The sequence below is a fragment of the Lentzea sp. genome (assembly GCF_036380075.1).
Taxonomy (GTDB): Bacteria; Actinomycetota; Actinomycetes; order Mycobacteriales; family Pseudonocardiaceae; genus Lentzea.
This window is the reverse complement of record NZ_DASVFL010000355.1, coordinates 1-14,337: the sequence shown is the minus strand read 5'-3', so window position 1 is coordinate 14,337 and position 14,337 is coordinate 1. Positions and strand designations below refer to the sequence as shown.

The following is a 14,337-nucleotide window of genomic DNA, read 5'->3' as shown; positions in this document are numbered from 1 at the left end:
GCTGATCACACCGGCCCACCGGAGGTAGCCGGACGGGGTGGAGCGTCAGCCGCGGGCCTCCACCCCGCCCGTCCCCAGCTCGAGCGCCAGCTCCACCGCCGCCCGAGCCGCGTCGTCGCCGAACCGGCTCCCGAACGCGTCGTGCACCCGCCACCCCGCGTGGCCGAGCGCACGCCACCGGGCCAGGTGGGCACGCGGCCCGTCCGGGTGCGGGCGGGTCTCCACGGCGACGGCCTCGTCCTTCTCCCCCACGACGAGGTCGACGCGCCACCGCCCCACCGGGTACCCGGTCCGCACGGCCACCCCGGCGGTCCGCAGCTCCCGGGCCAGCGACCGGGTCCACTCGTCGGGCGGCGGGGTGCCCTCGGTCTCGTCCGGAGCGACCGACGCGTGCCGCAGGTACTCGCCCGCCAGGCCCGGCGGCTCCGCCACCGAGGTGACCACGTGCACGCGGCGGCGGGCCCGGGTGGTCAGGACGGCCAGGAGGGCGCGGTCGTTCACGAACCGCCACGCGCCCGCGCGGTCGTCGGCCGCCAGGCTGATCACGACCTCGTCGAACTCGCCACCCTGCACGCCGTGCACCGTGCCCACGCGGACGCCGCCGGCGGTGATCTCGTCGAGCGTCAGCTCGCGCAGCAGCGCTTCCTCCAGCGCGTCGGCCTGCGCGCGGAACGGCGTCACGACGCCGATCGACCGCACGCCCGCCGCCACCCGCTTGCGGACGTGGGCCAGCACGGCATCCACTTCGGACCGGTTGACGCCCTGGTCGCTCCTCGACCCCTCGACCAGTTCGATGTCGATGCAGTCGACGTCGGCGATCGACGGGTGCGTGGTCAGCAGCGCCATCCTGCCGTCGTAGAAGCGGGACGCGGCGAAGCCGATCAGGTGCGGCGCGCAGCGGTGGTGCTCGTCGAGCCAGTGCACGCCGGCCGCGGCGGCGGCGTCGAACAGGCTCACCTTCGGCACGTCCAGCCGGTCGCGCAGGGCGTGCGTGCCCTCGGCGTCGACCGCCGCCCGCACGGCCTGGTCGCTCACGAACGACACGTGCCGCAGCTGGCGCGGGTCGCCGCCGATGACCGCCAACCTGCCGCGCAGCAGGGCGGGGGCGGCGAGCGGCTGGTCGACGTGACTGGCCTCGTCGACGACCACCAGGTCGAACGCGCCGGGCACCGGCGGCAGGATGTCCTGCACCTCCGACAGCGTCCCGACCCACAGCGGCAACGCCGTCAGCAGGTCGCGGCTGTCGATCTCGGCCAGGGCTCGCCGCCTGGCCGCCTTGCCGGACCGCAGGGCCGTCGCGAGTGCCGACACCGCCCGGCGCGCGCCCGGTCCCCGGCGGCTGACCGCGTACTCCGCCAGCCACGCGGCGACGGCCTCCCGGCTCGCGCCGTCCTGGCCGGCCAGCAGCGGCCGCAGCTCGCGGAACGTCGTCCCGCCCGCGGCACCGATCCGCACCGCGGCCGCCGTCTGCTCCGCCGCCTCGATCGCCGCCGTCAGGTCCGGGAGGGAGACCTCGCCCGCACCGGCACTCCCGCGCGCCCGGCGCAGCGCCCAGCCCGTGCGCAGTCCACTCAGGAAGCCCGTGCGCGGTGCCAGAAGTGCTTTCAGAGCAGCGAAATCCACACCCGCGTCGAACGCCCTGGGCGCCACCGCGCGGTGTGAGGCCATCAACGCCTGCTGCCGGACACCATCGGCGGCGAGCTCTTCGTCGTGCAAGGCCTGGGCCACCGCACGCTCGACCCGCGCCACACCGGCCAAAGCCGAGTCCCGTGCCCTCTCCAGCTCCTGCACGCGGGACCGGGACGTGGCGCCGAACCCGTCGCCCAGCTCGCGCGCCATCCCCTGCCGCAGCTCCGAGTCGCCGAACAGCACCGGCGCCGGGCCGCCCGCCTGCCGCAACGCCGCGCCGAGCACGTCGGCGGCGTTGCGCGTGCGGCTCGCGAGCAACACGGACTTGCCCGACGCCACCGCGTCCAACGCCAGCGCGGCCAGGGTGTGCGTCTTGCCCGACCCCGGAGGCCCGCCCACAACCGTGATCCGCGCACGCCGGGCGTGCTCGACCGCGCGCTGCTGACCGCGGCTCAACGGCAACGCCGAACTGATCGGCTCGTCCTGGTCGGCAGACGCCTCACCGGCGCCGTAGAGGGCGGCGAACGCGGTGTCCTCGATGCCGGGCCTGGTCGCCCACTCGTACAGCGCCGAGCCCTGCTCGGTCGTCACGACCGGCTCGCCCGCGTGCACGCCGGCGCCCAGCGCCACGACGAGCTCGCCGCCGGAGATCCGCGCCCTCGGGTCGTCGTGCACGACCGGCACGTCCGCGAACCCCGCCAGCCGCAGCGTCTCGGCGACCCACTCGGCGGTCGGCGCGAGCGCCGCCTCCCGTTCCGCGACCCGCGCCCAGTCCTCGACCAGCGGGAACAGCGCCGCGTCGCCGGCGGGGTGGAAGGTGTGGCCGGCGCCGGGGCCCTTGCGCAGCCGCACGGGCCGGGAGACCAGCGGCAGGCACACCCGGCGCCGCTGGCCGCCGACCTGCGCCGGTCCCGCGAGGAACGCCCAGCCCAGCCGCAGCAGCCGGTCGTCCTGGTGCAGCGCGTCGAACGCCGCGAGGCGCGCCACCTCGTCCCGAAGAGACCTCGGGGCGCTCCACGCGACGGGCTCGGCGTCCTGAGGCTGAGCGATCGCGCGCCACGACGGCTCGTGGTCGCCCAGCCACAGCAGACCGGCCGTCCTGGTCAGGTCCAGCTGGACCTTCTGCGGCTGCTCGGCGGCGCTCAGCCGGGCGAGGGTGCGCAGGACGGCCGGAACGTTCACCCCGACATGGTGCCATTCCTCTTGAACGTGAACGCGAAGTCACCGGAGAGCTTGCCGCCGAGCCGGACCGTCGAGACGAGACAGCCCTCGTCTACGAGCCGCACGACCTCGGCCCGCGCCAGGCCGAACGCCTCGGCGATCAGCCGCACCGGCCGGACCGGGATCCGCGCCCCGAACCGGACCTCCACGTCGACCTCCTCGCCGTCGAGGGGCCCGGCCACCTCCAGGCGCCAGGCGCCGTCCCAGTCGAGGCTGATCCGGTTGCGCCGCTGCAGGACGGTGTCCTGCAACAGCTCGGCGGCGAGGCCGATGTCGTTGTGGTGCAAGCGGTCCAGCAGCTCGGGCCGCACCGAACGCACGTGCGCGCGTTCGAAGACGGTGAGCTTGGCGGTGTCCCCGCACCCGGTGCAGAGCACGAGGAGCCAGGCGTCGAGGACCTTGTGGTTGGCGTTGACGCGGAACTTGCCGTTGGCGCGGAAGCGTTCCGACGCGCACACGTGACACCGGCGGCGCACGAGCGGAAGGGAAATGGGCACGACGAACCAGGTTGAGAGCACAGAGGTACACCGATCTTGGTGAGAAGTCCGCAGCATGAACCAGCGCGACGCGATGCGGCGCGCTGGGAGATCAGCTCTGGGGAGGTCTCACGCGATGTACAACGGAACGTCCTGTCGCAGGCAACGAGGTGAGACAGGACGGTAGCGGGGCACGACGGCACCGCTCCACCGGTTTTCCGTGCCCGGATTATCTACCGGGAACGCGACAGTGGCGGGCGTTCCGGAGAACACCCGCCACGGTCGAGGCCAGCACTTGCGGACGGTTACCCGGCGAGCGCGAAGAGCTCCTCCGGGCGGCCGGACTGCTTGAGCACCGCCAGGGACTGCTTCTCCAGCTGGCGGATCCGCTCGCGGGTCAGGCCGAGCTCCTCGGCGACCTCCTGGAGGGTGCGCTCGCGCCCGTCCTCCAGGCCGAACCGCAGCCGCATGATCCGGCCCTGCCGTTCGGGCAGGACCTCGAGCAGCGACCGCACGCCGTCGACGAACTCCTGGCGCTCCACCACGTCCGGCGCCGAGACGCCGTCGGTGTCCTGGATCAGGTCGCCCAGCACCGAGTCGCCCTCGTCGCCGACCGGGGTCTCCAGCGACACGCACGCGCGCGCGGCGTCGCGGAGGTCCTGGACGCGGGCCGGGGAGCACTTGGCCTCCGCGGCGATCTCCTCGACCGTCGCCTCGCGACCGAACCGGGTGGAGAGCTTCTGGCCGATCTTCTTGAGCTTGTTGACCTCCTCCACGACGTGGACCGGGAGGCGGACCGTGCGGGTCTGCTCGGCGAGCCCCCGCTCGATCGCCTGGCGGATCCACCACATCGCGTAGGTGGAGAACTTGTAGCCCTTGGCGTAGTCGAACTTCTCGACGGCGCGGATCAGGCCGAGGTTGCCCTCCTGCACCACGTCCCCGAACGGCAGGCCGCGGAACGAGTGCTTCTTCGCGACCGACACGACCAGGCGCAGGTTCGCGCGGATCATGTGGTCCTTGGCGCGCTCGCCCTCGGCGGCGATGCGGCGCAGCAGCCGGCGGTCCCGCGTCGTGTCGCCGGACTCCAGCAGGTGGGCGGCGTAGACGCCGGCCTCGATGCGCCGGGACAGCTCGACTTCCTCCGACGCGGTGAGCAGCGGCGTGCGGCCCACCTCGCGCAGGTACTGTCCGACCGAGTCCCCGTCCTGCTGCCCGGACGCGCGGTTCTTCAGATCTGCAGGCATGACAAATCCCCCCGTTTCCGTTGGCAGGAGTGGCAGCCAGAGGTGGCTGCACTGGTGTGTAACGGTTCAGAGGTCCACTTCATTCCGCGGTTTCGCCTGTGACCTCTCCCTCATCCGTTCGCCGGCGCACCCGCGTGATCGCTGGGATTCCATGGCCATGACGAGGGCCATCGGTTCGGTTCCCGCACGCCGCGACGCGCACCGGGCCCCGCGAGCGTTCACGCCGCCGACCACGTGAACGCCCCTGACGACATCAAGATTTCCCGCGTGGCGACCGTGCCCAAACCTGGTTCGGCGACCGCCGCCGTCCCCGTCCCCACGTTTCAGCCGGCACGCGCAGTGGTAATTCGCTCTCTGACGGTCGTCTTGAGAAGCCAGGAGGACCTGAGAGAACGAGGTGGGGATGGAGATGGACACGCCCGAGGTGCTCAACGCCTCCGCGAGGACCCTGCACACCCTGCCGGAGGACCAGCCCGACCTGGCGTCGATGCGCGCCTGGGCCGGTGCACTGCTCAAGGACCTCCACGAGGACGTCCAGCTCGACGTCCTCCTCGTGTGCACGGAACTGGCCAGCAACGCCTACGAGCACGCGGAAGGGCCACGAGCCGTACGGGTGCAGCGACACACCGACTTCGTCCGCGTGGAGGTCGACGACCACACGCCGGCGGAGCTCCCGCAGCTGGGCGAGTCCCGGCTCGGCGACTCGAGAGGCCGCGGGCTGATCCTCGTGGCGCAGCTCTCCCGGGCCTGGGGAACACTCGGGTTCACCGGCGGCAAGACGATCTGGGCCGAGCTCGGCGTCTAGGTCGGCCGCACGGTCCTCCCGGGCGTTTCGCACGGGAAAGTCATGACAGCGCGCGGATGGGTCTTGCAGGCCTTTTCTCCGACGCTCAGCGCATGACGACAACTGTTTCACCCGTGGTCCGGCCGCTGGTGCGCCACGGAGCCGAGATGCTCGTGGCGATGCAGGTAGGGATGGCCCTGCCGGGGCAGGTGTGGACGCCGGAACGGGTCGAGCTCGCCGCGCTGTGGATGGCCGTGCCGTATCTAGTGCTGCTGGTGCCGCACTGGTGGTCGGCAGCGTGCGGCGTGTTCGACCTGGTCATCGCGGTCACGATCCTGCTGCGGTGGTTCTAGCCTGATGGCGATGAACGATCTTCCGCACACCGCGCTGCGCGGCATCCTGCACGTGCTCTGGGTGAGCTCGCTGGCCGTGCCGCTGGTCTCGGTGCTGCGCGAACCGTCCGCGACGCGCTGGATGGGCGTCCTGGGGCTGCTGGTGCTGGCCGTGGCGTACGCGGTGACGTTGCGCGGCGGGCGGCTGTGGTGGCTGGTGGCCGCGACCGTGGTGTCGATCCCGCTGGTGGCGCCGGTCGGTCCGGACGAGATGTCGACGTGGGCGTGGATCGGGGGCTGCTCCGCCGGGTTCGCGGCGCTGCTGCTCACCGGCGTGTGGCGGTGGATGGCCGCGATCGGCGCGGTCGTGCTGGCGGGCCTGGTCGGGTTCTTCGTGACGCGCGACCAGACGACGTACCAGATGATCGCGGCCTCGGTCGGCGCGACGATCATCGCGATGGCCGGGCTGCCGATGTGGTTCGCCGGTCTCCTGGCCCAGGCGCGGGCCGGCCGGGAGGCGCGGGCGGAGCTGGCCGTGAGCGAGGAACGGCTGCGGTTCGCCCGCGATGTCCACGACCTGCTGGGCCACCGGCTGACCGTGATCGCGCTGAAGTCCGAGCTGGCCGGGCGGCTGGCCGCCACCGATCCCGAACGGTCGGCCGCGGAGGCGTTCGAGGCGCAACGGCTGGCGTCCACGGCACTGGAGTCGGTGCGTGACGCCGTGCACGGCTATCGCGCCGTCGACCTGCCGTCGCAGCTGGAAGCCGTGGGAGATGTGCTGCGGGAGGCCGGGATCCGGTGCACGGTGTCGTCCGTCCCGGTGGAGGCGGCCACGGCGACGCAGCTCGCGCTGGTGCTGCGGGAGGCCTGCACGAACGTCCTGCGCCACAGCCACGCGACGTGGTGCATGATCGACATCGCCGACGACGACGGGGAGGTGCGGATGACCGTGACCAACGACGGTGCCGAGAAACCCGTCGCCGCCGGCAACGGGCTGCGCGGGATGGGTGAGCGGCTGGCGTCCGTGAGCGGCGAGGTGACGGCGGAGCGGTCCGACGACACGTTCACGTTGCAGGTGGTGGTGCCTGCGTGATCAGGGTGCTGCTGGCCGACGACGAGGAGCTGATCCGCGAGGCCCTCGCGGCGCTGCTGTCGCTGGAGCCCGACCTGGAGGTCGTGGCGGGCGCCGGCGACGGCAGGGCCGCCGTGGAGGCCGCCCGCGCCCACCGCCCGGACGTGGCCGTGGTCGACCTGCAGATGCCCCTGCTCGACGGCCTGGAGGTCACCGAGTCGCTGGGCCGCGTGCTGCCGTCGTGCGCGGTGGTGATCCTCACCGGCCGGGGCCGTCCGCCGCACCTGCAGCAGGCCCTGCACGCGGGCGCGAAGGGCTTCCTGCCCAAGGGGTCGCCGGGCGGGACGCTGGCCGACGTGATCCGCCGGGTGCACTCCGGCGGCCGCTGGGTGGACCCGGCGCTCGCCGCCGACGCGCTGGCCGCTCCCCCGTGCCCGCTGACGCAGCGGGAGCTGGAGGTGTTGCGGCTCAGCGAGTTCGGGACACCGGTCGCCGAGATCGCGTCCCGCACCTCGCTGTCGGCCGGGACCGTGCGCAACCACCTGTCGGCGGCGGTGGCGAAGCTCGGCGTGGCCAACCGGTCCGCGGCGTTCCAGGTCGCCGCGGAGCACGGGTGGCTGTGAGCCTCCGAAGTCGCGTGTGGACAGTCCACTTCGACCGGTCGGTCAGTCGCCCTTGCTCAGTAGGTCGAACGCGTGTTTGCGGTGCACCGCGAACAGCTCCACCGCCGCGTCGGCGTTGCGCGACCGCAACGCCGCGACCAGCATCTCGTGCTCCAGCCGCACCTGTTCCAGGTAGCCGGCGGTGGTCGTGTTCACCCGCATGATCAGGAACAGGAAGACCTGCGACCGCACCGCCTGCCAGGCCTCCAGCAGCCGCGAGTGCTTGGCCGCCAGGAACACCGCGTCGTGGAACTCGATGTCGCAGCGCACCATGCCGTACGGGCTGTCCTCGCGTTCCATGGCCTGAGCGGCCATGACGACCGGGATGAGGTCGAAGTCGCTCGCGTGCTCGACGACCCGCCGGACCGCCAGGTCCTCCAGCGCGCCGCGCAGGCTGTCGAGCTCGGCCACGTCCTCGTCCGACAGCTCGGTCACGGTCGTGCCCCGGTGCCACTCGCTGCGCACCAGCCCCTCGCGCTCCAGGATCTGCAGCGCGTCCCGGACGGGCCCGCGGCTCACCTCCAGCGCCTTGGCCAGCTCGACCTCGCGCAGCGCCTCACCCGGCTGGAAGATGCCGGTGAAGATCGATCCGCGGATCATGGTCGCGACCTCGGCGCCCAGTCCTCGCCGTGGCGCCGGGGCCAGGGTGAGCGGGCGGTCCCTCTTGCTCATGTCCGAATGTTAACAACCGCACAACCGGACCCGTATGTCCGAATGTTAACATTCGGACATGCCTGAGATCCCGCGCTTCCACCTGGCCATGCCCGTCGACGACCTGGACGCCGCCCGCCGCTTCTACGGCGAGACCCTCGGCCTCGAGCAGGGCCGCAGTTCCGACACCTGGGTCGACTGGAACCTGCACGGCCACCAGTTCGTCACCCACCTCGCGCCGCGCACGGAGCGGGTCAGCAACCCCGTCGACGGCCACGACGTGCCCGTCCCCCACTTCGGCCTGGTCCTGACGGTCGACGCGTTCCAGGCGCTGGCGGCGAAGCTCACCGACGCCGGCACCAAGTTCGTCATCGAGCCGTACGTGCGGTTCAAGGGCGAACCCGGCGAGCAGTGGACGATGTTCTTCCTGGACCCGGCGGGCAACGCGCTCGAGTTCAAGGCGTTCGCGGACGACGCGCAGGTGTTCGCCGTCTAAAGACAACCTAAAAATCTTGCACGATGCGCAAGTTTCGGTAGCGTGGGGGTGACGCCGAGCTATGGCCCGGTCACGCCGGGTCAGACAGGAGAGGCCATGACCACGGCCGAGCGGCAGCGCAACGCGCAGGAGCTCATCCGCCCGCAGCTGCCCGCCGAACTCAGCAAGCGCGACGGGCGGTGCCCGTTCGACCCGGCCACCGCGCTGACCGAGCTGAGCGGGCACGGGCGGATCCACAAGATCGAGCACAACGGTGACACCGTGTGGCTCGTGACCGGGCACGACGAGGCGCGGGCGGTGCTCGCCGAGCCGAGGATGAGCGCCGACCGCATCAACAGCCCGCGCGCGAAGGCCCTGATCTCGCCGGAGCTGCACGCCGAGATGTTCCCGCCGGAGCGGCAGGCGGGGTCGTTCATCTTCATGGACGCCCCCGAGCACACCCGCTTCCGGCGGATGCTGACCGGGCAGTTCACCGTGCGGCGCATGCGGGACCTGACGCCGCGCATCCACGAGATCGTCACCACCCAGCTCGACGCGATGATCGAGAAGGGCCCGCCGGCGGACCTCGTGCAGGACTTCGCGCTGCCGGTGCCGTCGCTGGTGATCTGCGAGCTGCTGGGCGTCGACTACGGCGACCGCGACGAGTTCCAGCGCCGCACGGCCACATTGCTCAGCCTGAACACGACGGTCGACGAGCAGATCAAGAACTCCGGTGAGCTGCGGCGGTTCATGCAGGCGCTGGTGCGGGAGAAGAAGCGCACCCCCGGCGACGACCTGCTGTCCGGGCTGGTGCGCGACACCGACCTCACCGAGAACGAGCTGGCGGGCATCGCGAACCTGCTGCTCATCGCGGGGCACGAGACGACGGCGAACATGCTGGCGCTGGGCACGTTCGCGCTGCTGGAGCACCCCGACCAGTTCGAGAAGCTGCGGGCGAACCCCGAGCTGACCGAGAACGCCGTCGAGGAGCTGCTGCGGTACCTGTCGATCATCAGCCAGGGCGTCGCGCGGCACGCGAAGGAGGACGTCGAGATCGGCGGCGTCACCGTCCGCGCCGGCGAGACGGTCGTGGTGTCGGTGCCGGCGGTGAACCGCGACCGGGGCCAGTACGACGACCCGCACGAGCTGCTGGTCGACCGGCCGCGCGGCCACCACGTGGCGTTCGGGCACGGCATCCACCAGTGCCTGGGCCAGCAGCTGGCGCGCGTGGAGATGACGGTCGGGTTCACGGAGCTGCTGCGCCGGCTGCCGGCGTTGAAGCTCGCCGTGCCCGCGGACGAGGTGCCGCTGCGGACCGACATGTCGATCTACGGCGTGCACAAGCTCCCGGTCACCTGGTGATCTGGCCCACCCGGGCTATCTGGTGAAGCCGTCGCCGAGCTGGTCGATCATGCGGCCGACCAGCTCGGTGGCGGTGTAGCGCTCCGAGGCTTGCGGCGTCTTGAGCCACCACTGCACGACCGCGCGCATCGACGCGAGGAACGCCGACGCCGCGACCGCCGGGTAGGGGTCTTCGAGAGGGTCCACGCCGCACCGCACCGCGATGGCCGCCGTCAGCGCCTGCTCGCGGGCGGAGTAGGCGGCGAAGACGTGCGGCAGCAGTGCCGGGTGCTCGCGCAGTTCGCGCAGCTGGCGGAGGCGTTCGAGGTCGACGTAGCGCGGGTAGATGGTCTGCAGGGCCATCTTCAGCGCGACGAGCACCGGTTCGTCGAGGGGCCGGCCGGCGAACTCCTCCACGAACGCGAGCGCGGTGGCCGTGTCGCCGGCGACGACGGCCTCCTCTTTGGACGAGAAGTAGTTGAAGAAGGTCCGCAGCGACACCCCGGCCGCGTGCGCGATCTGCTCGACCGTCACTCCGTCCAGGCCGTGCTCGACGCACAGGCTCCAGGCGGCGTCACCCAGCGCTTCCCTGGTCGCCGCCTTCTTGCGCTCACGCAGGCCCGTCATGGCGGAAAGATTAAGCCGTACCGGAAATTGGTGTAGACCTTGTCACCCGCACGAGCCCTCACTACGGTCCGTGAGAACGCTCTCACAGACCACTGGAGGACCGGGTGCGCGTACTCGGAGTCGTCGTGCTGGCCGGTGCCCTGCTCACCGCCGGCGAGGCCCAGGCCTCTGTCCCGGGATCCGCTTCCGCCCCCATGGCCTCCGCTCACACGGCCTCCGCTCCCACGGTCACGCTGGTCACGGGCGACCAGGTCCTCACAGGACAGCGTGCGGTGAAGCCGGCGCCCGGCCGTGAGCAGGTCGTGTTCACGTCCTACACCGCGCGGGGCCACGAGTACGTCGTGCCGCACGACGCCCTGCCGTTGATCGCCGACGGCTTCCTCGACGAACGCCTCTTCGACGTCACGGAACTCGCCACCTACGGCGGTGCGTTGCCCGTGATCGTCACGTACTCCGAAGGCGCCGCCCGCACCATGAGCACCGGCCTCCAGCTGCCGAGCATCAACGGCGTGGCGTTCGACGCCGCCAAGACGCCGCTTGTCGGGATGTCAACATTCCGACAAGCGGGTGTGCGGAAGGTCTGGCTGGACGCGAAGCGGCAGGCGAGTCTCGACCGGAGCGTGCCGCAGATCAACGCGCCCGCCGCGTATGCCGCGGGTTTCACCGGCAAGGGCACCACGGTCGCCGTGCTCGACACCGGCGTCGACAACACCCACCCGGACCTCGCCGACCGCGAGATCGGCGAGCGCAACTTCTCGTCGTCCCCCGACGCGGTCGACCACTACGGCCACGGCACGCACGTGGCGTCGACCATCGCGGGCACCGGCGCGAAGAGCGGCGGCAGGTACCGCGGCGTGGCTCCGGACGCGAACATCCTCGACGTGAAGGTGCTGGGCGACAACGGGTCCGGTCAGGACAGCGCCATCATCGCCGGCATGGAGTGGGCCGTCGAGCAGGGCGCCCAGATCATCAACATGAGCCTCGGCGGCTACGACACGCCCGAGGTCGAGCCGCTGGAGGAGGCCGTCGACCGCATCAGCGCCGAGAAGGGCACGCTGTTCGTGGTCGCGGCGGGCAACTCCGGTCCGGGCGGCACGACCATCGGTTCTCCCGGCACCGCCGACGCGGCCCTGACCGTCGGCGCCGTCGACCACGAGGAGCGGGTCGCCGAGTTCTCGAGCCGCGGCCCGACCCTCGCGGGCACGCTCAAGCCCGACCTGACCGCGCCGGGCGTCGGCATCGTCGCCGCCCGGCACTCCGACGGCAGGATCGGCCCGCCGGTCGCCGACGGCTACACCTCGCTCGACGGCACGTCGATGGCCACCCCGCACGTCGCGGGCGCGGCGGCACTGCTGCGCCAGCAGCACCCGGAGCTCACCGGCGCGCAGCTCAAGGCCCGTCTCGCCGGCAGCACCACGCCCAACGCGGCGCTGACGCCGTTCGAGCAGGGCTCGGGCCGCGTCGACGTCGCCAAGGTGATCAAGCAGAACCTCACCGCGGCGCCGACGAACATCAGCTTCGGCGCCCACCGGTGGCCGCACACCGGCGAACCCGCGCTGTCGAAGCAGATCACCTACTCCAACGCGGGCTCCGACCCGGTCACCCTCGACCTCACCAGCGACACGAACAGCAACGTCTTCAGCGTCTCGCCCGCGAAGCTCACCGTGCCCGCGCACGGTTCCGCGACCGCCACGGTCACCGCGGACGTCGCCCGGCAACCCGACGGCGGTGTCGTCGGCGGCGCGATCGTCGCGAACGGCCTGCGCACCGCGGTGGTCGCCGACCTGGAACCGGAGAGCTACGACGTCACGGTCACCGGCCTCGACCGGACCGGCGCGAAGGCGGGCTCGACGTTCGCGTTCCTCGTGAACGCCGACACCGGCGCCCGCGTGTGGCCGGACAGCACGACCGGCACGGCGCGTTTGGCCAAGGGCCGCTACCTCCTGTCCGGCAGCGTGCTGTCGTCGGGCGGCACCTACACCCACGACGTCGTGAACTACCCGAACCTGACCATCAGCGGCGCCACGACGGTCGTGCTGGACGCCCGCCAGGCGAAGCCGGTCAAGGTGACCCTCCCGGTCGCCGCGCAGCTCTCATTGCTGCAGACCGGTTTCGAACGCACCGTCGGCGGCACCAGCTACACCATCAGCAACTTCTCGGTCGGCGGCACGATCGACCACCTCGGCGTGGCGAGCATCGGCCCGGACTCCCCGGAGGTCACCGGCAAGACCGCGACGTTCTGGAACGCGGGTCCAGACTTCTACGGCCTCGCCTGGTACACGAAGGGTTCCGCGCCGAGCGGCCTGACCCGCACCGTCTCCCAGAAGGACCTGGCCACCGTGCGCGTGGACATGCCGCCGTTGAAGGAGGGCCAGACCGCGTCCATCGGCCACACCTCCTCCCCCGCGGGCCGCGCCGACTGGGGCTGGGGCTCCCTCGACACCCTCGCGCCGGGCCGGCGCACCGAGCACTACGGCGGCGAGGGCGGCGACTGGTCGCGCCGCCTGAACCTCTTCGACGCGACCGGCAACATCGGCGCCCTGGAAGGCCCGCTGAAGCACTACAAGCCGGGCTGCTCGTACGTGGAACAGCTCAACCGCGCGGTCTTCGGCCCCGCACTGCCCGACACGCGCGACGTCCCGCACTCGTTCCGCACGGGCGACTTCGTCCGGATCACCGTCCCGCTGTACGGCGACAACGCGGGCAACGCCGGCTACTCCCCGGTGACCGAGGCCAGGACCACCCTCCACCGCGACGACAGGTTGGTGGCCGAGTCCCCCGACGCCGGCTGGGCACTGGCCGACGTGGAACCGGGCGCCGCCACCTACCGCCTGGAAGCCACCGCAACGCGTCTTGGCGCTTTGAGCCGCAAGGTGTCCGGCGTCTGGACGTTCCGCAGCGACACGACCGCCACGCGAACCGCCCTGCCGCTGTCGGTCATCCGCTTCACCCCGCAACTGGACGACGACGGCCACGGCCGCGCCGGCCAACTCCTGGGCGTGCCGATCTCGACCCAGTCGCAAACCGGTCCGAGCTCGGTGCGGGTGACGTCCGTCGAGGTCTCCTACGACAGCGGCACGACGTGGCGCCGCACGCCCGTCACGAACAACCGCGTGCTCTTGGCCCACCCGCGCGACGCCAAGTCGGTGTCGCTGCGAGCCAAGGCTTCGGGCATGGGTCAGACGGTGGAGCAGACGATCATCGACGCGTACCTGCTCCGCTAGCTCCGGCGGCTCGTGCTCTGGTGGCCCGCGCGCTTGTGGGATGGCGCGCGGGCCACCTCCCCTGTCGCTCGGACGGGTGAATCGTGTCCTGATCCACGCTTGGCCGCGTCTGGTTGATGTCACGAACTCTTGATCACCTTCTCCGCAAGCGGAAGGGGGCGGGCGGGCGACGGGCGATGTCGGGGCGAGGGGGTGGGACGGACGGTGTTGGGAGGCGATGGTGATGAGACGGACGGTGTTGGGGCGAGGGTGGTGGGACGGCTGGTGTCGGGCCGGGGTGATGGAACGGATGGGGTGGACGATGGTGGCGATCGTGGGCGCCATGTCGACCTGGGTGGTGCGACAGCGACACCTGGTGTGCCACGGTGGGGTGGATGGGCGCGGCCACAGCGTGGGTGTGACGTGGCTGCGGCAGTTGGGTGTGGCTGCGGTGGGCGCGGCTGCGACGGGTGCGGCGTGACTGCGGCAGGTAGGGCGCGGCCGCGGCAGGCGTGACGGGCACGGCTGCGGCGGGTGGCGCGCGGCGAGGACTGCGGAGGCGTGGTGCGGGAACTGACCGACGAGATGGCCGTCGACCACCACCCACCGCCACCTCCAAA

At 71.8% G+C, this 14,337-nt stretch carries 12 protein-coding genes; 7 read left to right on the top strand and 5 right to left on the bottom strand.

All coding sequences use genetic code 11. The annotated features are described in order from the left end of the window. Window positions 1-45: 45 nt before the first annotated feature. From VF330_RS37505 to VF330_RS37495, 3 genes are all read right to left on the bottom strand, one after another. A complete protein-coding gene (locus tag VF330_RS37505) occupies window positions 46-2,811 on the bottom strand; it encodes an AAA domain-containing protein (protein WP_330856488.1) in 2,766 nt (921 codons plus the stop codon). Next, a complete protein-coding gene (locus tag VF330_RS37500; protein ID WP_330856487.1) occupies window positions 2,808-3,347 on the bottom strand; it encodes a DUF1062 domain-containing protein in 540 nt (179 codons plus the stop codon). Before VF330_RS37500 ends, VF330_RS37505 begins: the two co-directional genes overlap by 4 nt. Window positions 3,348-3,631: 284 nt before the next feature. Then, on the bottom strand, window positions 3,632-4,570 hold the full coding sequence (locus VF330_RS37495; protein WP_330856486.1) for a sigma-70 family RNA polymerase sigma factor: 939 nt from the start codon (window positions 4,568-4,570) through the stop codon (window positions 3,632-3,634). A gap of 403 nt (window positions 4,571-4,973) precedes the next feature. On the opposite strand from VF330_RS37495, the gene VF330_RS37490 reads away from it, so the two are divergent. The 4 genes from VF330_RS37490 to VF330_RS37475 all read left to right on the top strand — a co-directional run bounded on the left by VF330_RS37490 (window position 4,974) and on the right by VF330_RS37475 (window position 7,381). After that, window positions 4,974-5,375, top strand: coding sequence for an ATP-binding protein (locus tag VF330_RS37490; RefSeq protein WP_330856485.1), 402 nt, complete (start codon window positions 4,974-4,976; stop codon window positions 5,373-5,375). A gap of 92 nt (window positions 5,376-5,467) precedes the next feature. Continuing rightward, the gene (locus tag VF330_RS37485; RefSeq protein WP_330856484.1) at window positions 5,468-5,707 is read left to right on the top strand and encodes a hypothetical protein; all 240 of its coding nucleotides are present in this window, start codon (window positions 5,468-5,470) and stop codon (window positions 5,705-5,707) included. Window positions 5,708-5,717: 10 nt separating this feature from the next. Further along, entirely contained in the window at window positions 5,718-6,779 is a 1,062-nt protein-coding gene (locus VF330_RS37480) for a sensor histidine kinase (RefSeq protein ID WP_330856483.1), read from the top strand. Continuing rightward, window positions 6,776-7,381, top strand: coding sequence for a response regulator transcription factor (locus tag VF330_RS37475; RefSeq protein ID WP_330856482.1), 606 nt, complete (start codon window positions 6,776-6,778; stop codon window positions 7,379-7,381). The genes VF330_RS37480 and VF330_RS37475 overlap by 4 nt, the downstream gene beginning before the upstream one ends. 42 nt (window positions 7,382-7,423) lie before the next feature. Here VF330_RS37475 and VF330_RS37470 read toward each other — a convergent pair whose 3' ends face one another. Continuing rightward, a complete protein-coding gene (locus tag VF330_RS37470) occupies window positions 7,424-8,092 on the bottom strand; it encodes a GntR family transcriptional regulator (protein ID WP_330856481.1) in 669 nt (222 codons plus the stop codon). Window positions 8,093-8,150: 58 nt separating this feature from the next. Between VF330_RS37470 and VF330_RS37465 the strand changes: the two genes are divergently transcribed. Together VF330_RS37465 and VF330_RS37460 are read left to right on the top strand one after the other, a co-directional pair. Continuing rightward, window positions 8,151-8,567 (top strand): VOC family protein, encoded by a 417-nt coding sequence (locus VF330_RS37465; RefSeq protein ID WP_330856480.1) that lies wholly within the window; start codon window positions 8,151-8,153, stop codon window positions 8,565-8,567. Between the two features lie 96 nt (window positions 8,568-8,663). Next, on the top strand, window positions 8,664-9,908 hold the full coding sequence (locus VF330_RS37460; RefSeq protein WP_330856479.1) for a cytochrome P450: 1,245 nt from the start codon (window positions 8,664-8,666) through the stop codon (window positions 9,906-9,908). Window positions 9,909-9,923: 15 nt separating this feature from the next. On the opposite strand, the gene VF330_RS37455 is transcribed toward VF330_RS37460, so the two are convergent. After that, window positions 9,924-10,514 (bottom strand): TetR/AcrR family transcriptional regulator, encoded by a 591-nt coding sequence (locus VF330_RS37455; RefSeq protein ID WP_330856478.1) that lies wholly within the window; start codon window positions 10,512-10,514, stop codon window positions 9,924-9,926. A 104-nt stretch (window positions 10,515-10,618) separates the two neighbouring features. On the opposite strand from VF330_RS37455, the gene VF330_RS37450 reads away from it, so the two are divergent. Beyond that, window positions 10,619-13,738: a S8 family peptidase gene (locus VF330_RS37450; RefSeq protein ID WP_330856477.1), complete on the top strand. Its 3,120-nt coding sequence runs from the start codon at window positions 10,619-10,621 to the stop codon at window positions 13,736-13,738. Window positions 13,739-14,337: the final 599 nt, after the last annotated feature.

What these genes read in the sequence shown, in the direction of transcription:
- VF330_RS37495 (WP_330856486.1), bottom strand. Translation starts at nt 4,570, where the DNA reads ATGCCTGCAGATCTGAAGAACCGCGCGTCCGGGCAGCAGGACGGGGAC.
- VF330_RS37455 (WP_330856478.1), bottom strand. Translation starts at nt 10,514, where the DNA reads ATGACGGGCCTGCGTGAGCGCAAGAAGGCGGCGACCAGGGAAGCGCTG.
- VF330_RS37460 (WP_330856479.1), top strand. Translation starts at nt 8,664, where the DNA reads ATGACCACGGCCGAGCGGCAGCGCAACGCGCAGGAGCTCATCCGCCCG.
- VF330_RS37470 (WP_330856481.1), bottom strand. Translation starts at nt 8,092, where the DNA reads ATGAGCAAGAGGGACCGCCCGCTCACCCTGGCCCCGGCGCCACGGCGA.
- VF330_RS37485 (WP_330856484.1), top strand. Translation starts at nt 5,468, where the DNA reads ATGACGACAACTGTTTCACCCGTGGTCCGGCCGCTGGTGCGCCACGGA.
- VF330_RS37480 (WP_330856483.1), top strand. Translation starts at nt 5,718, where the DNA reads ATGAACGATCTTCCGCACACCGCGCTGCGCGGCATCCTGCACGTGCTC.
- VF330_RS37465 (WP_330856480.1), top strand. Translation starts at nt 8,151, where the DNA reads ATGCCTGAGATCCCGCGCTTCCACCTGGCCATGCCCGTCGACGACCTG.
- VF330_RS37490 (WP_330856485.1), top strand. Translation starts at nt 4,974, where the DNA reads ATGGAGATGGACACGCCCGAGGTGCTCAACGCCTCCGCGAGGACCCTG.